Source organism: Marinobacterium arenosum (assembly GCF_019795155.1).
Taxonomy (GTDB): domain Bacteria; phylum Pseudomonadota; class Gammaproteobacteria; order Pseudomonadales; family Balneatricaceae; genus Marinobacterium_C; species Marinobacterium_C arenosum.
Window position 1 is genome coordinate 1 of sequence record NZ_JAILYN010000064.1, and the last position, 19,807, is coordinate 19,807.

Here is a 19,807-nt window from a genome sequence, read left to right on the forward strand (position 1 = left end):
GCTAATCGTTCCCCTTGCCGGGCCGACAGTGGACTTTCACCACCAAGTCATCCGGCCGCCACCACGCGTACCGGAACAGCGCCAGTCAAGGCGCTACGCGCCATGCCTGGCGCACACAAAAAAAGGCGGCCAGTTGGCCGCCTCAAAGGAGCTAAGGGTGATTCCCTTTACTTAGGTTGCTTCGTTGATGGGGCGAACGCTCAGGCGGTTACCAGGCCGTGGCGCCCCATGATCTCTTCGATCTCCGGCAGGCTGGCCGGATCGTCGATGGTCGACGGGATGTTGTAGTCCTGGCCATCGGCGATCTGTCGCAACAACTTGCGCAGGATCTTGCCGGAGCGGGTTTTCGGCAGACGCTGCACGACGACCGCACGCTTGAAGCAGGCCACCGCGCCGATCTCCTTGCGTACCAGCGCAACCAGCTCCGCTTCCAGCTCGGCTTCATCCACGTCGACACCATCTTTCAGCAGCACCAGGCCGACCGGCTGCTGGCCTTTCAACGGGTCGTTGATACCGATCACCGCACATTCGGCCACCGCCGAATGACCGGCGACGATCTCTTCCATCTCGCCGGTGGAGAGACGGTGGCCGGCGACGTTGATCACGTCATCGGTGCGCCCCATGATGAAGACGTAGCCATCCTCATCCTTGTAACCACCGTCACCGGAGCAGTAGTAGCCCGGGAAATCGTTCAGGTAGCCGGTGCGGAAGCGTTCGAAGTCGCCCCAGATGGTCGGCAGGCAGCTCGGCGGCAGCGGCAGCTTGATGGCGATACTGCCCTGCTCGCCGGCCGGCAGTTCGTTGCCTTCCGGATCCAGAATCTGCACATTGAAGCCCGGTACCGGTACGGTCGCGGAACCCGGCTTCGGCTCTTTCTTCTCGACACCTACCAGGTTGCCGCAGATCGCCCAGCCGGTTTCGGTCTGCCACCAGTGGTCGACCACCGGCTTGCCGGTCTTCTCGATAGTCCAGTGGTAGGTCGGCGGATCCAGGCGCTCGCCGGCCATGAAGATGGTTTCCAGCCTGGACAGGTCGTACTTGGCCAGCTCAGCCGCTTCCGGATCTTCCTTCTTGATGGCGCGGAACGCGGTCGGTGCGGCGAACAACGCCTTGGCGCCATACTCTTCGCACACCCGCCAGAATGCTCCGGCATCCGGCGTGCGAACCGGCTTGCCTTCGTAGACGATGGTGGTGCAACCGGCCAGCAACGGGCCATAGACGATATAGGAGTGACCGACCACCCAGCCGACGTCGGACGCCGCCCAGAACACGTCGCCCGGTTCCATGTTGTAGATCGCTTTCATCGAGTAGTTCAGCGCCACCGCATGGCCGCCGTTGTCGCGCACCACCCCTTTCGGCTTGCCGGTGGTGCCTGAGGTATACAGGATATACAGCGGGTCGGTACCCTTGACCGGTACGCAGTCGGCCGGCTCGGCATCGGCCATCGCCTGCTGCCAATCCAGGTCACGGCCAGCCTGCAGTTCGGCTTCAACCTGCGGGCGCTGCAACACGATACAGGCATCCGGCTTATGGGCAGACTTTTCGATCGCCTCATCCAGCATCGGCTTATAAGGGATCACCTTGCTCACTTCGATACCGCAGGAGGCGGTCACCATCACCTTGGGCTCGGCATCGTCGATACGCACCGCCAGTTCGTGCGGTGCAAAGCCACCGAACACCACCGAGTGGATCGCACCCAGCCGGGCCACCGCCAGCATCGCCACCAGCGCCTCCGGCACCATCGGCATGTAGATCACCACCCGGTCGCCCTTCTCCACGCCCTGTGCTTTCAGCACGCCGGCGAACTTGGCCACCTCGTCACGCAGTTCGCGATAGCTCAACTGCCGCTTGGTGCCGGTCACCGGCGAATCGTAGATGATCGCCAGCTGATCGGCACGGCCATTTTCAACATGGTAATCGAGCGCCAGGTAGGCGGTGTTCAACTCTCCGTCAGCGAACCAGCGGTCGATACCGTTTTCATCCTGGGACAGGATCGTCTGCGGTTTCTTGAACCATGCCAGCGCCTCGGCCTTCTCGGCCCAGAACAGCTCTGGGGTTTCAATCGATTTGGAATACTCTGCTTGGTAGGACATATGCACCGGTCCTTTCTTGTTTTCGTTGACAATCAATGACTCGGGAGGCGCTTTATGATTGTTATTGTAGACAGTTGCCTCACTTGTAGCGTCCAACTGTAACCGACACGCCGGCGAAGATAACTACGACAAAAGCATTACATTGCTTCAAATACGGGCGGTTTTACTTGTGATGAGGTGATAATTGACAACTAAGTAGCTTTCTAACTGGACAAGAAGGATTGTCGACAATGCGGCCTGACAAGCCTGCTACATATCAAAGATTGCCGACACTTTGCCATTTGATAGTCGTGGAATTAATGGCGGAGCGACAAGCTTCAAGCGGCTCGTTGAATCGGATAGTCCGCGCGATACAATTGTTGCATAGCAGTCCGCTTTTATGCCCGCAGTTACGCGGGCGATAGATCATGGCACCGATGACACCGCTGTTGGTCGCGGATAAATCCCCTCCTACAGGGGCCGTGCCAACCCCACTAGGGTCGGTACCCAAAGGGCATGCCAAGCCCGCTGCTACAGGGTTCCGTTGTAGGGCCGGACCCGGCCGGCCAAACGCCGGTAGGCGTTTTATTGGCGCCCCCGGTGGCGCCCTACAGATTCAGCTCTCCGTAACAGCCCGCCCTGTCGCGGAGAACAGCCAACGCAACGCGCAGCCCTGGAATTAAAAAGCAGGCACAAAAAAGCCGCCCGAAGGCGGCTTTCTGGAAGATCTGGCGATTACATATCGCTGGACTGAACCGGAATCGCTTCTTTCACGCCCGTCAGGGCGTTGCGTGCACGCAGTTCCTCATCAGATGCACCTGCACCACCGTCAGATTTGGCGTTTTCGAAGTAGCACAGCGTCGGACGATGCTGTTCCGCTTCTTTCTCATCCAGCTGCACATAAGCTGCGATGATCAGCAGATCACCTTTGCTGGCCTTGTGTGCCGCCGCGCCGTTGACCGAGATAACACCGCTGTTATCTTCCGCACGGATAGCGTAGGTCGTGAAACGTTCGCCGTTATTGATGTTGTAGATGTGAATCATCTCGTATTCCTTGATGCCGGAGCGATCAAGAAGTACGCCATCAATAGCACAGGAACCTTCATAGTGAAGCTCAGCATGCGTCGTGGTTACCCGATGCAGCTTGGCCTTCAAGAATGTTTGCAGCATGACAAAAACCTGCGTTTGCTCTCCATTCCTGGGAAATCCCAGCCCCAACTCGGATCAGCCCCCGGGCCGATCCACCGGCTCCGCCGCGATGCGCTCGCTGGCGGACAGGAAACGTCTGAGCGTTTCTTTTCAATCGGTCTACTACCTGAAACAGGTATGTTGCGCCGCACATAGTACTAAAATTGCCGATAAATAGAACCAGCACGTTGGTATATCTATCTACTGCGGCGGGCAAGGCGGCCAATTCTATCAGCTTCCGCGTAAAAATTAACGACCGTTCAAGGGATTTTTTCTATAGCCGAACGGTTCCTGAGCCGCCTGCATGAACAGCCTTCAGTATTCGTATGAGAGCTATTCAAAGAATCTCGCAAGCAATTGAATTACAATGATTCACAACCCAAAGGCGTATCATTGACAGAATCGGTCAGGCAGAGCCGGCCGCTGCGCAGATTCGCCCTTAATCGCACTGCCGGCGCACCCGTAACAGGTTGCAGCCGACGCCCGGCGTGCCAGTAACAGAACAGATTGGAATCCGGCCCGTGACAGTACAAGACAAGACTCAACAGCTTACCGACGCCCTCCAGCAGCGCATCCTGATCCTCGATGGCGGCATGGGTACCATGATCCAGCAGCGTAAGCTGGAGGAAGCGGATTATCGCGGCGAGCGCTTCGCTGACTGGCACGTAGAGGTCAAGGGCAACAACGACCTGCTGGTACTCAGCCAGCCGGATCTGATCCGCGAGATCCACGGCGAATACCTGGCCGCCGGTGCCGACATCATCGAGACCAACACCTTCAACGCCACCACCATCGCGATGGCCGACTACGAGATGGAGTCGCTGAGCCGCGAGATCAACGTGGTAGCGGCCCGCCTGGCCCGTGAAGCCTGCGACCAGTATTCGACAGCGGATCAACCGCGCTACGTGGCCGGGGTATTGGGCCCGACCAACCGCACCTGCTCGATCTCGCCGGACGTTAACGACCCGGCATTCCGTAACGTCAGCTTCGACCAACTGGTCGAGGCTTATACCGAGTCGGTCGACGGCCTGGTCGAGGGTGGCGCCGATATCATCCTGATCGAGACCATCTTCGACACCCTGAACGCCAAGGCGGCGATCTACGCGGTGGAAACTTACTTCGATGATCGCGGCATCCGCCTGCCGGTGATGATCTCCGGCACCATCACCGATGCCTCTGGCCGCACCCTGTCTGGCCAGACGACAGAAGGGTTCTGGAACTCGGTACGCCACGCCAAGCCGATCTCGGTCGGCCTGAACTGCGCACTGGGGCCGCAGGAGCTGCGCCAGTATATCGAGGAACTGTCCCGCGTCGCCGACACCTATGTCTCCGCCCACCCCAACGCCGGCCTGCCGAACGCCTTCGGTGAATATGACGAGACGCCGGAACAGATGGCCGAGGAGATCGTCGAGTGGGCCCGCTCCGGTTTTCTGAATATCGTCGGCGGCTGCTGCGGCACCACGCCGGAGCATATCCGGGTGATCCGCGAGGCGGTGATCAAGGAAGCGCCGCGCGCCCTGCCCGACCTGCCGGTGGAGTGCCGCCTGGCCGGTCTGGAACCGATGAACATCGGTGAGGAAACGCTGTTCGTCAACGTTGGCGAACGGACCAACGTCACCGGCTCGGCCAAGTTCAAGCGCCTTATAAAGGAAGGCGATTACGAGACCGCGCTGGATATCGCCCGCCAGCAGGTGGAGAACGGCGCCCAGATCATCGATATCAACATGGATGAGGGGATGCTGGATGCCGAAGCCTGCATGGTGCACTTCCTGAACCTGATCGCCGGCGAGCCGGATATCGCCAAGGTGCCGATCATGATCGACTCCTCCAAGTGGGAGGTGCTGGAAGCGGGCCTGAAGTGCATCCAGGGCAAGGGGGTGGTCAACTCCATCTCCATCAAGGAGGGCGAGCAGAACTTTATCGAACAGGCCCGCAAGATCCGCCGCTACGGTGCGGCGGTGATCGTGATGGCATTCGACGAGACCGGCCAGGCCGATACCTACCAGCGCAAGATCGAGATCTGCGAGCGCTCCTACCGGATCCTGGTCGACCAGGTCGGCTTCCCGCCGGAAGATATCATCTTCGACCCGAACATCTTCGCCATCGCCACCGGCATCGACGAGCACAACAACTACGCGGTCGATTTCATCGAGGCAACCGGCTGGATCAAGCAGAACCTGCCCTACGCCAAGATCTCCGGCGGGGTCTCCAACGTCTCCTTCTCGTTCCGTGGCAACAACCCGGTACGCGAGGCGATCCACTGCGTGTTCCTCTACCACTGCATCAAGAACGGCATGGACATGGGGATCGTCAACGCCGGCCAGCTGGCGATCTACGACGACCTGCCGGCGGAGTTGCGCGAGCATGTCGAGGCGATCGTACTGAACCAAGGCGATGACGCCACCGAGAAGATGCTGGCGATCGCCGAGAAATACCGTGGCGACGGCGCTGCAGAAGAGGACCCTCAAGCTGCCGAATGGCGCAGCTGGGACGTGAACGAGCGGCTGGGGCACGCGCTGGTCAAGGGGATCACCGAGTTTATCGACCAGGATGTCGAGGAGTGCCGCCACAACTACGAACGGCCGCTTCACGTCATCGAGGGGCCGCTGATGGCCGGCATGAACGTGGTCGGCGACCTGTTCGGCGCCGGTAAGATGTTCCTGCCGCAGGTGGTGAAATCCGCCCGTGTGATGAAAAAGGCGGTGGCCTACCTGATGCCATACATCGAGGCCGAGAAATCCGGCGGCGCCAGCACCTCCGCGGGTAAGGTGATCATGGCCACCGTGAAAGGCGATGTACACGATATCGGCAAGAACATCGTCGGCGTGGTCCTGCAGTGCAACAACTTCGAGATCGTCGATCTCGGTGTAATGGTGCCGGCCGAGAAGATCCTGAAGACCGCCCGCGACGAGAACGCCGACATCATCGGCCTGTCCGGCCTGATCACCCCGTCGCTGGACGAGATGGTCCATGTCGCCAAGGAGATGGAGCGCCAGGGCTTCGACATCCCGCTGCTGATCGGCGGCGCCACCACCTCCAAGGCACACACCGCGGTGAAGATCGAGCCGGCGTTGAAACGCGACCAGGTGATCCACGTCACCAACGCCTCTCGCGCGGTGGGCGTGGCCTCCAACCTGCTGTCCGATCGCAAGGCGGCGTTCGTCAAGGAAACCCAGCAGGAGTACCAGGCGATCCGCGAGCGCCACGCCGCCCGCCAGAACGACAAGCGCCGGGTCAGCCTGGACGCCGCCCGCGCCAACCGCTTGCCGATCGACTGGGCCGACTACACCCCGCCGGTACCGGCCAAGCCCGGCATCCACGTATTCGACGATGTGCCGCTGAGCGAACTGCAGGAATACTTCGACTGGACCCCGTTCTTCATGTCCTGGGAGCTGGCCGGTCGCTTCCCGCGCATCCTCGATGACGAGGTGGTCGGCGAGCACGCCCGCCAGTTGTACGCCGACGCCCAGGCGATGCTGAAGAAGCTGGTCGACGAGAAACTGCTGACCGCCCGTGGCGTGGTCGGCCTGTTCCCGGCCAACGCCACCGACAAGGACGATATCGAGCTGTACACCGACGAGTCGCGGACAGAGGTACTGACCACCCTGCACCACCTTCGTCAGCAGACCGAGAAGGTGGCCGGCAAGCCGAACCTCTGCCTGAGCGACTTCATTGCGCCCAAATCCAGCGGCAAGGCGGATTATTTCGGCGCCTTCGCGGTAACCGCCGGTCACGGTTGCGACGAACTGGTTGCCCACTATGAAGCGGACCACGACGATTACCATTCGATCATGGTCAAGGCGCTGGCCGACCGTTTTGCCGAAGCCTTCGCCGAGTACATGCACGCCAAGGTCCGTAAAGAGCTGTGGGGCTATGCCGCCGACGAGACGCTGGATAACGAAGCGCTGATCAAGGAAAAATACCAGGGTATCCGCCCGGCGCCCGGCTACCCGGCCTGTCCGGAGCACACCGAGAAGGGCCTGCTGTGGCAGTTGCTGGATGTCGAAGCCAACACCGGCATGACACTGACCGACAGCTACGCGATGATGCCGGCCGCGTCTGTATCGGGCTGGTACTTCAGCCATCCGCAGTCGCAGTACTTCGGTGTTGCCAAGATCGGTGAGGATCAGGTGGAGGACTATGCCAAGCGTACCGGTATGGAGAAGTCCGAGGCGGAACGCTGGCTGGCGCCGAACCTGGGCTACGAGCCGGAGGAAGGTTGATTCGATTCGATTCGATCAATGATCGGCAACCCGGTCGCGGTCAGAGCCCGCTGCTACAGGGCTTCGACTTCGTAGCAGCCCGCTTTTATACCCGCGGGTGCCGAGGGCGACACCTGCGGCCGTTCCAATCCGGTCGCGGTCAGAGCCCGCTGCTACAGGCCTTCGGCTTCGTAGCAGCCCGCTTTTATGCCCGCGGGTGCCGAGGGCGACACCCACGGACCGTGCCAACCCTGTCGCGGTCAGAGCCCGCGGCTACAAGGGCTTCGACTTCGTAGCAGCCCGCTTCTATGCCCGCGGGTGCCGAGGGCGACACCCACGGACCGTGCCAACCCGGTCGCGGTCAGAGCCCGCTGCTACAAGGACTTCGACTTCGTAGCAGCCCGCTTTTATGCCCGCGGGTGCCGAGGGCGACATCCGCGGACCGTGCCACAACCCTGTCGCGGTCGGAGCCCGCTGCTACAGGCCTTCGGCTTCGTAGCAGCCCGCTTTTTATGCCCGTGGGCGCCGAGAGCGATACTCAGGAACGATGCCGCCCCGTCGCGGTCGGAGCCCGCTGCTACAGGGTCCGGGCTTCGTAGCAGCCCGCTTTTTATGCCCGTGGGCGCCGAGAGCGATACTCATGAACGATGCCGCCCCGTCGCGGTCGGAGCCCGCTGCTACAGGGTCCGAGCTTCGTAGCAGCCCGCTCCGAGGGCGACAAGCCACGGATTTCGAAAGAATCCCATGGATCGCGGATAGACCTACCCGGCCGGGGTCCGGGCTTCGTAGCAGCCCTTTTGTTATGCCCAGGGATGCCGAGGGCGGCACCCACGAACTACGCCGCCCCGTCGCAGACGGAGCCCGCTGCTACAGGGTCCGAGCTTCGTAGCAGCCCGCTCCGAGGGCGACAAGCCACGGATTTCTAAAGACCCCCATGGGTCACGGATAGACCTACCCGGCCGGGGCCGGGCTTCGTAGCAGCCCTCTTATTACGCCCATGGGTGCCAAGGGCGATACCCACGAACGATGCCACCCCGTCGCGGTCGGAGCCCGCTGCTACAGGTCCCGGACGTCGTAGCAGCCCGCTCCGAGGGCGACAGGCCACGGAGTCGCTGTGGGGCGCGCCTCGCGGCGAACGGATTCAATAGGACGCTAGCTGTGTAAAGCCAATAGCCGGATTAACGGCTGTACAGCGCTTCGAGCCGCGCCGATGCCAGGCTATGGGCATTGATCATGTAGCCGATCAGCGCTGCCGACGGCTGTTCCGGCACCTGCAGCCGTTCGACATCCAGCGCATGCAGCGTGAACTGGTAACGATGCAGCTCGCCTTTAGGCGGACAAGCGCCGCCGAACGCCTGCTGGCCATAGTCGTTCGGCCCCTGCCGACTGCCTTCGGGCAGCAGTTCACTGTCCGGCTGGCCAGCCCCTGCCGGCAATGCAGTCAACCCGGCCGGCAGATCATACACCTGCCAGTGCCACCAGCCGCTGCCGGTCGGCGCATCCGGGTCGTACACCGTCAACGCTAGGCTCTTGGTACCGGCCGGCACATCCCGCCAGCTCAAAGCCGGCGATCGATTATCACCGCTGCAGCCGAAGCCGCTGAACTCCTGGGCCTTCGGCATCCGGTCGCCAGCCTGGATATCAGTGCTGGTCAGGGTCATTTCGGCCTGGGCGGCAGCGCTGGTCAGCAACGCCAGCGCAGGAACAAGCATCCGTTTCATCTCGGTCTCCTGTCGATTGGTGAGATGCAGATGCTATCCCGCCATCGAGCCAAGCCTTTAGCCCGATCCAGCCGCGTTTTCGCCTTATTCGGCCAATTCAGTCAATTCGGCCGATTCCATCATCTCGCCCCGCTCCGCCGCGCCCTGTTGGTCCGGCAACGTGGCCCGTAATTTAGCCGGGGTCATACCGAACCGGTTGCGGAACCGCTCACTGAAGCGCGAAGCAGACTGGTAGCCGCAGCGCTCGGCGATCTCGCCGACCGGCAGCCGGCTGGCCTGCAGCAGCATCAGCCCCTGACCGAGCCGAACCTCGTCCAGCAGCTCCCGAAAGCCGGTACCCTCGTCACGCAGGTTGCGGCGCAACGAGGTTTCGCTGGTCGCCAGCGCCTGACACAGCTGTTCGATCTTCCAGGGTCGGGCCGGGTCCAGCTGTAACTGGGCCAGCACCCGGTCACGCCAGCGTTCGCTGCCGCTCGACAGCAATGCCTGCACCTGATCGGCGTCGGCCAGCGCGCTGAGCAGCTCCACCTGGCGCAGCAGGCACCAGCGGCTGTCATCCGCCTTGCTCGGCAACCGCTGCAGGAATTGGCACAACGCCTCTAACAGGTCGTTGGTACTATCCGCCAGAAAGCGCGGCGGACTGTTGGTCGTCAGCGACGGCTGAAGCTGCCGATAGAGCGCCACCGCTTGCTGGCTAAAACCCAGCACCAGTGCCAGGTAGGCGCCCCGTTGCGGCAGGTTTTCAAACTGCAGGCTGCTGCCGGCCGGTAACAGCAGCAGCTGCCCTTCCGTAGCGCTATCGGCCGGAGAGTAGAGGCGCTTCTCCCCCTGCAACACCAGGATCAGCGCCGGCTGATGGATCGGCACCGCATGCAGCCGCTGCGGCTGCACGCAGTGGAAACGGAGATAGGGGCCCTGGCTATCGGTCGCCAATATCAGTGTACGTAGCCGCGCGAGCAGTCGTGCTCGTTCCGTTTGCTGCAAGGTAAACATCCTCCTGTTCAGCCCCCTGTCCCGCAGGCCATGAATGATCGGCTAAGGCTAGCAGTCCACCGGCGGGAAAGCAGTCGCTTTCTCGAGCAGACGCTCCGCCGGCCGGGACAGCAGCCGCTGCCAAAACCCCGCGATTGCATCCGCGGCGGCAAACGGCGACACTGCCAGTCTCGTCACCAGAACCATCATTGCAGGAAGCCACCATGTCACCGGAAAGCGCGCTGACCTTCTTTATCGCCATCTTTATCTTCGGTGTGACGCCGGGGCCGGGGGTGTTCGCCATCCTGGCACGGGCGATGGTCGATGGCGCCCGCGCCTGCACCCTGCTGGCCTTCGGCATGGTGATCGCCGATATCAGCTACCTGGTGCTGGCCTGCCTGGGCCTGGCAACCATCGCCGAGCACTGGAACGGGCTGTTTACGGTGATCCGCATTGTCGGCGCCGCCTACCTGCTCTATCTCGGCTACAAGCTGTTCACCAGCAAACCGGACCTGACCGGCCAGCAGGATGAGCAGAAATCCGGCAACGGCAGGGGCGCGCTGATCAGCTTCGGCCAGGGATTCCTGATCTCCGCCTCCAACCCAAAGGTGATCCTGTTCTATATCGCCTTTCTGCCGACCTTCATGGATCTCAGCGCACTGACTCACCAGGCGATCGCACTGGCCGCCGGGCTGACCCTGATCGCGCTGATGGCCGGCCTGATGCTGATTGCCGCTTGCGCCGCCTGGGCCAGCAGCATGTTGCGCTCGCCGCGGGCGATCCAGCGGCTGAACCGCGGTGCCGGCGGCATCATGATGGGCGCCGGTGTCTACCTGGCAGCGCGCAACTGAGGGTTACTGTTCGTTACGGTTCGTTGTCGGCGGCCTGCAGGGTTACCCGGAAGCAGGCGCCCCCCTCAGGCCGGTTGCTGACGCTGATCTCGCCACCGAGATCGCGCACGATCGAAGCAACGATCGCCAGCCCCAGTCCCAGCCCGCTGCCGATCGACTTGGTGGTGAAGAACGGCTCGAACAGCTGCTCCAGATGCTCCTCGGCGATCCCCGGCCCACTGTCCGCCACCTGCAACAACACCTGGCCATTCATGCGTTCGACGGCGATCAGCACTTCACCCCGGCCGCCCTGCTGGTCGATCGCGTCACAGGCGTTCTTGACCAGGTTGATCAGCACCTGTTCCAGCCGGGCACTGTCGCCGGATACCGAAACCGCCGCCTGCTCCGGCCGGCAATTCAACTCGATGCCGCCGCTCGCGAAGCGATCACGGAACAGCAGCAGGCTCTGGTCGATCACCGTCGCCAGCGACACCGGCCCCAGCGCTTCAGGCTTCTTGTAGGCGAAGGTCTTCAGCTGCCGGGTGATCACCTCCATCCGGTTGGTCAGGCCGTCCAGCAGCTTCAGGTTTTCCGCCAGCAACTGCGGCTGGTCGAGCAGCTGTCGGCAGATCGCCAGGTAGGTGCGCATCGCGGTCAGCGGCTGGTTCAGCTCATGCACCACCGCGCTCGACATCCGCCCCAAAGCAGCCAGCTTACCGGCCTGTACCAGCTCTTGCTGGGCCGCTTCCAACGCCCGGGTGCGTTCGATCACCTTCTGTTCCAGCGATTCGTTGGCATCGCGCAGGGCATGCTCCAACCGTTTGCGACGGGTGATATCGATCACCGTCACCAGATATTGCGGCTCCGGCTCATTACGCATCCGGCGGATCGAGAACAGCATCGGGAACTCGGTACCGTCGCCGCGCCGACCGACCACCTCGTAACCGGTCACCGGCACGAAGCCGGGCTGAGCCAGCCGAGACAGTGCCCGCCGGATCGGGCCGAACTGGTCCAGCCCGGCGAGCAGGTTTTCCAGTTTCATGCCGTTGACCAGCGGCTGGGAAACGCCGAACTGCTGCATCGCCATCGGGTTGATGAACAGGATGCCACCCTGCTGATCAATGGTGATCAGGCCGACTTCGGACTGGCTGATGATGGTACGCTGCTGCGCCTCGCTGCGCGCCAGGGCGTCGCGGGTCTCCTGCTGCGACAGATGCTTGAGGTGACGCTCGCGCACGTACAGCAACAACAACCCCAGGGCCAGGCCGCCGCCGAGGGTGGCCAACATGAAAGCCTGGCCGCGCTGCTCCGCTTCCCGAATCGGCGTCAGGCTGGTGAAGGTCCAGCCCAGGTCATCCAGCCGCACCGATTGCGCCATCAGCCGGCGCTTGTCGGCCAGGAGCCAGAGCTGAACGCTGGTGCCGTCCGCCAGCTCCAGCCGGTTCTGTTTCTGGTATAGCGAATCGAGCCGCTGCAGCTGCCAGCCGCTGCGCGGGGTCAGGAATACCTGGCCGTTATCGTCGGAGACGGTGAACAGCTCCGCATCGGGCAGCTCCGGCAGCAGGTTTAGCAGATTGACCCGCACCACCGCTGCGCCGATAAAGATATGCTGGTTGTAGACCGGTGCCGACAGGAAGTAGGCCGGCGCCACCCCGTGCTGCAGGGCGAAATGGCGCCCTTGTTCGCCGCCGGCCGCCTGCAGGAAATAGGGTTGTTCGGCATGGGAGCCGGCGAAGAACCCCTCCGCCTCGCGCCAATGGCTGTAGGCCAGCGCCCGCCCCTTGCGGTCCAGGATGAACAAGCCGGCGGCACCGGCCACCAGGTTGGTCTGTTCCAGGTAGCGCGAGACCTCGGTCCAGTGCTCCGGGTTATCGGCCAGCAGCAAGCGGCGCACATCGTCGTTCTGGGTCAGCAGAAACGGCAGGTAGCGATATTCGTCCAGCGCGCTGCGGATCCGGTTGATGGTCGCCAGCAGCCGGTCCTGTCCCTCGGTCTGCAACTGCTGCAACGACCAGTCGCGCACCTGCTGGCCGACCAGCATCGCAGCCGCCAGCGTCAGCAGACACCAGGCAATAGCAATAAGGATCATCCGGCGGGCGTTCAATAGACTGCTTCCTGTGCTGCGGTTAGTCGGTTCAAAACACTGGCAAACTTGATCAAACGGATGGTAATGGCTGGCGCCTCACCGGTATAGTCCAGAACCATAAACACGCCGACCCAACCTGAAGGAACGGATATGAACGAATACCACGCATTGGTGCTGGCCCGCGCGCTGCATGTGTTCGGCGTCGTGCTCTGGATTGGCGGCGTCGCCTTCGTCACCACCGTCTTGCTACCGGCGCTGAAACGGCATGAACCGAGCGGGCGGATGGCGCTGTTCGAGGCGCTGGAAGGCCGTTTCGCACTGCAGGCCAAACTGACCACCCTGCTGACCGGCCTGTCCGGTTTCTACATGCTCTACGCGCTGGACGGCTGGTCGCGCTACCTGTCGCCGCAATTCTGGTGGCTGCACCTGATGACGCTGATCTGGCTGCTGTTTTCGCTGATCCTGTTCGTCTTCGAACCGCTGTTCCTGCACCGCTGGTTCCACCAGCAGGCGCAGCGCGATAGCGACGGCACCTTCCGCAATCTGCAGCGGATGCACAGCCTGCTGCTGTCGCTGAGCCTGCTGGCCGTGCTCGGTGCGGTGGCCGGCTCGCACGGACTGATGTTCGGCGGTTAAGATGGATTACCAGGGGATCTCGTTGCCCTGGTAGTCGAAGAAGCCGCCGCTGCTGGACGCATCCAGGTTTTCGATCACCTGGCGCAGTCCGGTCACACTCTGGTTCACGTCGATCAGCGCATTGGGACCGCCCATATCGGTCTGCACCCAGCCGGGATGCAGCGCCGCCACCTTGACGCCCTGCTCTGCCAGATCGATCGACAGGCTTTTGACCACCTGATTGAGCGCCGTCTTGGAGCTACGGTAGTAGTAGCCGCCGCCGGAGCCGTTGTCGGCGATACTGCCGACCTTGCTGGAAACCAGGGCCACCTTTTTCAGATCACCGGCCAGCAACCGGCCCATCAGCGCCTGGGTGACCATCAGCGGCGAGATCGTATTCACCTCAAGCACCCGGCGCCAGGTTTCCCGTTCCACCTGCCCGAACACCAGCCCCTTGGGGCCGTAGACACCGGCGTTGTTGATCAGCAGATCGATCGCCTCTCCGCCCAGCGAGCGGTCCAGCGCCGCGATCTGCGTATCGTCGGTCACATCCAGCTCATGCAGCACGATGTCGGGGTACTGGCCCACCAACCGGCCGAGTGCAGCATTCTGATCGACATTGCGGGCACAGGCATGCACCCGCCAGCCCTGCTCGGCATACTGGCGCACCATCTCCAGGCCGATCCCCCGGCCACAACCGGTAATCAATACGGTTTTGCTGCTCATCTCTATCTCCCTGATCCTGTATCGGTGGGCCGAAGCCGGCTCCTCTTTCAACCGGTCGCCAGTATAACGCGCCACCCGCCGTTACCGGTATGGCCGACAATACAACGCAGCGCTTCCGCCAGCGACTGACGGACCTCCTCTTCTGAAATAAAAGCCTGCTCCGATGACCGACCGGAACGAATTTTTCTGTCATTGGAAACAGATGTTTTTGTTATTGGCCACGCTTTGAGCAGCCACTAAGCTCGGCAATTCGGTTAATTAAAAGCGGGCTTCTCCGGCCAGCGTTAAATTAGCCGGTTCTGGATACATCACTCAAAAAAAATAACAAAGGAGTATCACGTAATGCCTGACAGCATTAATAACAACCTTCCCTCAGGTATGACTCAGACTGAATATGAGCAGGCGCTCGATTTCGCCAAGCTCGCCTCCCAGGCCTATGACTGGGACGATTACCTGACCGTCGATGTCGGCCTGAGCCTGTTCAGCGGCATCGACGATATCAAAGCGCAGGATTTCACCACCGACAACTACCGCGAGATCGACGCCAGCGGCAGCTATATCGACTGGATCGGCAGCGAAGGGCTGGATTACAAGATCTTTGAAAATACCGAAAGCGGCGACCTGGTGGTGTCGTTCCGCGGCACCGAGCCGCTGTCGGCGGTCGACTGGGTGGAAGATGCCGAGCAGGCGTTCGGCCAGTCGGAACAGTACCAGCAGGCCACCGACCTGGCCCGCTCGCTGCAAGCGCAACTGGACGACTACAACAATGCCCGGGGCCTGAGCGGCGAAGACGCCATCGAGCTCTCCTTCACCGGCCACAGCCTGGGCGGCGGCCTGGCCACCGCTGCGGCCCTGGCCACCGGCAACGAGGCGATCGTATTCGATGCCGCCGGCCTGTCCCAGCCCACCATCGACAACCTGGCGCTCGATATCGCCCATGCCGACCAGGTCACCAACTTCAACGTGCAGGGCGACTTCCTGACCGACTACAACGGCCAGATGGACAACACGACGCTGGGTTCGGAGCTGGCCGGCCTGGTGGTCGAGCAGCGCCAGTACGGCGAAACCTTCTGGCTTGAGGGGGTGAACGAGCAGGCCGACTTCGGCGGCTGGCTGGTGCCGGACGACACTTGGGTGGCGGAACAAGCCGAAGCGGTGCTGAACCACGCCTGGCACGTATTCACCTACCAGCTGGAAAACCTGAATTTCGTGTAACTTCATAGCCTGCCGATGCCTCCGGGCGGGGCATCGGCAACTGAGCCGGGTCGCGGCTGAAGCCCGCTGCTACAAGGATTTGCCTGCTGCGTGACAGCGCTGTTGTAGGAGGCGCTTCAGCGGCGACCCAAACGGTAGGGTGGACACGTGGTCTGTGCCCACGCGAAAGTAACTGAATTGAGATAACTAGAAAGCAAAGATATCCAATTATCGCCTTTCCCTGACGATAGTCGCTTGGTGAATATTTGCTGAGCAAGGATAGCGGGCAGGTCGATTCGAAAGACGGGACATTTGACGGATAAGCAACCCGTGGGCACAAAAAACGTGCCCACCCTAGGGCGCGCCTACCAGGATCTGCCTGCTGCGTGAGAGCGCTGTTGTAGGAGGCGCTTCAGCGGCGACCCAAATTTCCGGTAGCCGACCCGGATTTTCAAAGACAAGCACTTCTTTTTTACGCTCGCCAGCACAGCGTTAACCATCAGCCAGTGCGCTCCAGAAGTTAAAATAATTGCGGGCCCCATCCTTCACTGCATCTGAGTGTTGCTGCGAGCTCCAACCGCAAATTTCAACAAGCCCCTTCTCAAAGGCAACAGCCTCAACTCCGCAAATGATCATCCACGACGGTATATATTCTAAGGACTGGTCAGTGCCTTCAGAAAAGCCACCAGATTGGCCTTTTCAACCGGCGTCAGGATCAACGGCCGAGCGCGTTCCTGACTGCGGTAGTAGATCTCCAGTTCGACCGCCTCTTCCAGAGTCGCCACACTGCCATCATGCATATAGGGCGCGGTAAGTGTCACGTTGCGTAGCGATGGGGTTTTAAATTTGCCAATATCGGCCGGTTTACCGGTAACGACAAAACGGCCCATCTCCGATATCTCCAAAGGGCTCAGCTGTTCCGCCGGATCAGCACTGGACACATAGATCCGGGCGATCTCCGCCAGCCGGGATTCAATCTTCTTAAACCCCACTCCAAGCCTGTGAAAGCGGTTATCGGTAAACAGAGCGCTGTCCTCACCGATGCTGTGGCAGCCACTACAGCCGGCCCGGCCAGTAAACAACGCCAACCCCTCCCGCTCGGCGGACGTTAACGCCTGCTGGTCACTGCCATACTGGTAACGGTCAAACGGTGAATCACCCGCCAGTAACGTACGTTCAAAGGCGGCAATCGCCTGGGCCAGATGTTCCATACGGATCTCTGCAGGGGAGACATTAAACACTTGCTGGAAACGCTGCCGGTAGTCTGCGTCGCCACGCACCAGATCCAGCGCCTGCTGCGGCCCCGTTAAACCATGTTCAATGGGATTGAACAGCGGGTCCTGCGCCTGGTCCTCCAACGTTTCACGGCGCCCATCCCAAAATTGCGTCGTCATATAGGCGGCATTCAACAGGCTGGGGGTGTTGCGTACCCCTTGCTGTCCGCCAATACCCTCGGCAACAGCCAGGTCGTCGGCAAAGGCCTTATCCGGCTGGTGACAACTTGCACAGCTAATGGTCCCATCGGAGCTTAAGCGTTTATCTTTGAACAGCAGGGCACCAAGATCGATTTTTGCCGTGATTTGAGAATTATCTAATAGAATAGGTAGTAGTGGTAGACCTAGAGACCCGGCTGGCTGAGCGTCGGCTGGTAGTGTTCAGAGTTCTGTGTCGTTTCCTACACTTGACTGAAAAAGGGAGCGACACAGCATGGCTGATAAGTACGAAATCGATATCCAGGCGTTTTCCAAGCCAAACAATTCTTTTTAACGCTGACCAGCACCGCATTAACCATCAACAACGCTCGCGGTGCTTGGCTACGAACCGGAACCTTTCTTGCGTTCCTCCGAGAGAAGCCGTTGCCAGTTTTTTAGCAGGTCGTTCTCCTCTTTCAAATCCGCAACCTGCTTCTCCAACATTCGAACCCGTTCGTTCTCGCTCAGCGTTTGCGGTTTCTTGCCGACCTTCTTCCGCTTGTCCGCCACGATCTTGCCTTCCCGGTATTCCTTACGCCACCGCGACAACATGAAGGGATGGATATCCAGTGATATCCGCGACACCTTTCACGCTCGCTCCACTCAGGTGAGTCAGTTTAACAGCTCTGACTTTGAACTCATTCGTGTACTGTCGTGTCTTTTTCTGGTTCTTGTACGCTGGCATTTATCACCGCGACTTTGTTAGATCGAGGTGTCCACTAAAGCGGGGGAACTATATTCTCCGATGAAACCAGCTTGTTAAAGCTGCTGTATACGGGGATACTAAAGGCCTCCGAGAAGTGGACGCATCCGCTACAAAACTGTAACCTGACGCTATTCCAGTTGACCATCCACTTTCCAGGCAAGGTCGATCAATACGTGGACCTGTGATTTACGCTGACACAGAACTATGACCCCCCCTCGGCATGACAGACCACACTCTCACATTTATATTCACATTAAAACCACAACCACTTAATAACCGCGAAGCAATTCCAATAAAACAACCCCACTTAAAGCCACTAGCCTTATCAACATAATATTACACAAGCATTCTATTATCACCACCTTTATTAAATATTAATATTCCAACTGCATTCCTAAAGTTTTTAAAATATTTATAAAACCCCAGCGGAATATTTCTAATGCCGCCATTACCCTTTATCAATAAAAAAGCTTCCTCTCGACAAGATGGCAGATGATTACGCCGCGCTCCCATGCTGTAAAATCTCAAAGATTTTTCAACATTCCGTTCAACACTAAGTCCTTCTAAATATAACTTACCCATCCAATAATGTGCTGGAGGATAATCCAAACGAGAAAGATCACTCAATATATTGATTGCTTTGGACATACTATTTTTAACCATATATGCCTTAGCCTTACCAAATCTAGCCTCTAAATCTTCATCACCTTCTTTGCTAAAAAAACATAATGCTTTTTCAACATCTCTATCAACCCCCATGCCAGAAAGGTACATCCAACCGACAAATCTACAACAATGTGAGTTTCCTTTTAGCGCATGATTTAAATATATATTAAACGCCTTAGAGTAATGCCCGTTATTATATAACTTATTTGCAAGCCCAATATTTTCATTCATAAAACTCTAATCCAACCTCACTTTATGACTCCCACACCCCATATATAAATCAACATGTACATCATATAGCCAGCATATACTTTGACAGGACGACTTTTAATTTTTCATTAGATGCTATAAAAGCTCCAGCTATCATCTGGTTGGTTATATAGGAAGACCACTAACAATGGCGTTATCCACTTGAGTATCATCTTCTATTTAAAACTCCATATCCCCTACGCTTTTTTCACCTTCGAAGTTGCTCATTAAATTAAAATGTGAGTCATGATTATCCTTAAATATTTTCAATATCGTAATTAGACGATCAATATCGTCCTGTTTTAGGCCTAACCCAACACCTACCCAACCATTTTCAAAGTCAATAATTATAATTATTACATTACCTATTTTGATCAATATGATCGTGTGACCTTCTCCAATGATGCCCGCCAGGTCCATCATAGATTAAACTCAGCCACGAATATGCAATAACTCTAAGGCGCAAATCCGCCTATCGCCCAAATAATAACCATAGCAATCATTTCTAGTGGATGGTGCACAAAATAAACAGATGGAAAAACCCACCATACTTTGAGACCACTTTTAAGTGAATATATAATAAAGATAGAAACAACACATAGCCATACTAAAAAAGCAGCAATAAGGCACGATCCATACCATGTGTATTCATAAAAATAAACGCCAACAAAGAAACAAACAAATGAAACTAAATATATAACAACACCCAAGAAAAAATAGGCGATCATTTTTTATACTCCACCGCTTCGCCTACAATCCGAATATAAACTCCGCTGCCTTTTTGCATCGTCTGACTTCACCTTAAGTTCATTTTTGATGGCTTTTCCATCTCAAAAAATACTTTTCAACCAATACACGTTCACCACCACCTAACCTAAATTACACAAAAGCGCTACCCTTTAACTAGCGCACCACAATAAAGATCATATAGATCGAAAAAGCCAGGCAGTGTAACAAGTCAACAAAACCAGCACTTTTAAAACAACTAACGAGGCTGTCGGATTAGACATTTCGGCACCAATATTCCCATCCGACTTCGCCTCCTTCCGCTCATTTTTTCCTGATTGATCACTGACAGTCATTTTCCTTCAACGATTCAAACAGGCCT

At 58.7% G+C, this 19,807-nt stretch carries 14 protein-coding genes and 1 pseudogene; 5 read left to right on the forward strand and 10 right to left on the reverse strand.

Going from position 1 to position 19,807, the window contains the following annotated elements; genetic code table 11:
• Nucleotides 1-200 precede the first annotated feature (200 nt).
• Together K6T12_RS19400 and panD are read right to left on the reverse strand one after the other, a co-directional pair.
• Nucleotides 201-2,189, reverse strand: a complete 1,989-nt coding sequence (locus K6T12_RS19400) for a propionyl-CoA synthetase (RefSeq protein WP_222224579.1) — start codon at nt 2,187-2,189, stop codon at nt 201-203.
• A 618-nt stretch (nt 2,190-2,807) separates the two neighbouring features.
• Entirely contained in the window at nt 2,808-3,242 is a 435-nt protein-coding gene (gene panD, locus K6T12_RS19405; protein WP_222224581.1) for an aspartate 1-decarboxylase, read from the reverse strand.
• 539 nt (nt 3,243-3,781) lie between these two features.
• Between panD and metH the strand changes: the two genes are divergently transcribed.
• Complete coding sequence (gene metH / locus K6T12_RS19410; RefSeq protein ID WP_222224582.1) at nt 3,782-7,483, forward strand: methionine synthase; 3,702 nt, start codon at nt 3,782-3,784, stop codon at nt 7,481-7,483.
• 1,157 nt (nt 7,484-8,640) lie between these two features.
• On the opposite strand, the gene K6T12_RS19415 is transcribed toward metH, so the two are convergent.
• Entirely contained in the window at nt 8,641-9,183 is a 543-nt protein-coding gene (locus K6T12_RS19415) for a YbhB/YbcL family Raf kinase inhibitor-like protein (RefSeq protein WP_222224584.1), read from the reverse strand.
• An 84-nt stretch (nt 9,184-9,267) separates the two neighbouring features.
• On the reverse strand, nt 9,268-10,167 hold the full coding sequence (locus tag K6T12_RS19420; protein ID WP_222224586.1) for a helix-turn-helix transcriptional regulator: 900 nt from the start codon (nt 10,165-10,167) through the stop codon (nt 9,268-9,270).
• Between the two features lie 212 nt (nt 10,168-10,379).
• On the opposite strand from K6T12_RS19420, the gene K6T12_RS19425 reads away from it, so the two are divergent.
• Nucleotides 10,380-11,006, forward strand: a complete 627-nt coding sequence (locus tag K6T12_RS19425; RefSeq protein ID WP_222224587.1) for a LysE family translocator — start codon at nt 10,380-10,382, stop codon at nt 11,004-11,006.
• 13 nt (nt 11,007-11,019) lie between these two features.
• On the opposite strand, the gene K6T12_RS19430 is transcribed toward K6T12_RS19425, so the two are convergent.
• Nucleotides 11,020-13,074: a sensor histidine kinase gene (locus tag K6T12_RS19430; RefSeq protein WP_222224590.1), complete on the reverse strand. Its 2,055-nt coding sequence runs from the start codon at nt 13,072-13,074 to the stop codon at nt 11,020-11,022.
• 147 nt (nt 13,075-13,221) lie between these two features.
• Here K6T12_RS19430 and K6T12_RS19435 point away from each other — a divergent pair, with 147 nt between their 5' ends.
• Complete coding sequence (locus K6T12_RS19435; RefSeq protein WP_222224592.1) at nt 13,222-13,707, forward strand: hypothetical protein; 486 nt, start codon at nt 13,222-13,224, stop codon at nt 13,705-13,707.
• A gap of 6 nt (nt 13,708-13,713) precedes the next feature.
• On the opposite strand, the gene K6T12_RS19440 is transcribed toward K6T12_RS19435, so the two are convergent.
• On the reverse strand, nt 13,714-14,412 hold the full coding sequence (locus K6T12_RS19440) for an SDR family oxidoreductase (protein ID WP_222224594.1): 699 nt from the start codon (nt 14,410-14,412) through the stop codon (nt 13,714-13,716).
• Between the two features lie 342 nt (nt 14,413-14,754).
• Here K6T12_RS19440 and K6T12_RS19445 point away from each other — a divergent pair, with 342 nt between their 5' ends.
• Nucleotides 14,755-15,627, forward strand: a complete 873-nt coding sequence (locus K6T12_RS19445; protein WP_222224596.1) for a lipase family protein — start codon at nt 14,755-14,757, stop codon at nt 15,625-15,627.
• 632 nt (nt 15,628-16,259) lie between these two features.
• Here the strand turns inward: K6T12_RS19445 and K6T12_RS19450 are convergent.
• Together K6T12_RS19450 and K6T12_RS21625 are read right to left on the reverse strand one after the other, a co-directional pair.
• Nucleotides 16,260-17,207 carry a cytochrome-c peroxidase gene (locus tag K6T12_RS19450; RefSeq protein WP_222224601.1) on the reverse strand — a complete coding sequence of 316 codons (948 nt, stop codon included), beginning with the start codon at nt 17,205-17,207 and terminating at the stop codon, nt 16,260-16,262.
• Nucleotides 17,208-17,420: 213 nt separating this feature from the next.
• Nucleotides 17,421-17,663: a transposase gene (locus K6T12_RS21625; RefSeq protein WP_390879102.1), complete on the reverse strand. Its 243-nt coding sequence runs from the start codon at nt 17,661-17,663 to the stop codon at nt 17,421-17,423.
• 153 nt (nt 17,664-17,816) lie between these two features.
• Between K6T12_RS21625 and K6T12_RS21630 the strand changes: the two are divergent.
• Nucleotides 17,817-17,969, forward strand: a pseudogene (locus K6T12_RS21630) (IS256 family transposase); the annotation flags it as partial.
• A 151-nt stretch (nt 17,970-18,120) separates the two neighbouring features.
• On the opposite strand, the gene K6T12_RS19460 reads toward K6T12_RS21630, so the two are convergent.
• Nucleotides 18,121-18,681 (reverse strand): tetratricopeptide repeat protein, encoded by a 561-nt coding sequence (locus tag K6T12_RS19460; RefSeq protein WP_222224598.1) that lies wholly within the window; start codon nt 18,679-18,681, stop codon nt 18,121-18,123.
• Between the two features lie 198 nt (nt 18,682-18,879).
• The gene (locus tag K6T12_RS19465) at nt 18,880-19,122 is read right to left on the reverse strand and encodes a hypothetical protein (RefSeq protein WP_222224600.1); all 243 of its coding nucleotides are present in this window, start codon (nt 19,120-19,122) and stop codon (nt 18,880-18,882) included.
• Nucleotides 19,123-19,807 lie beyond the last annotated feature (685 nt).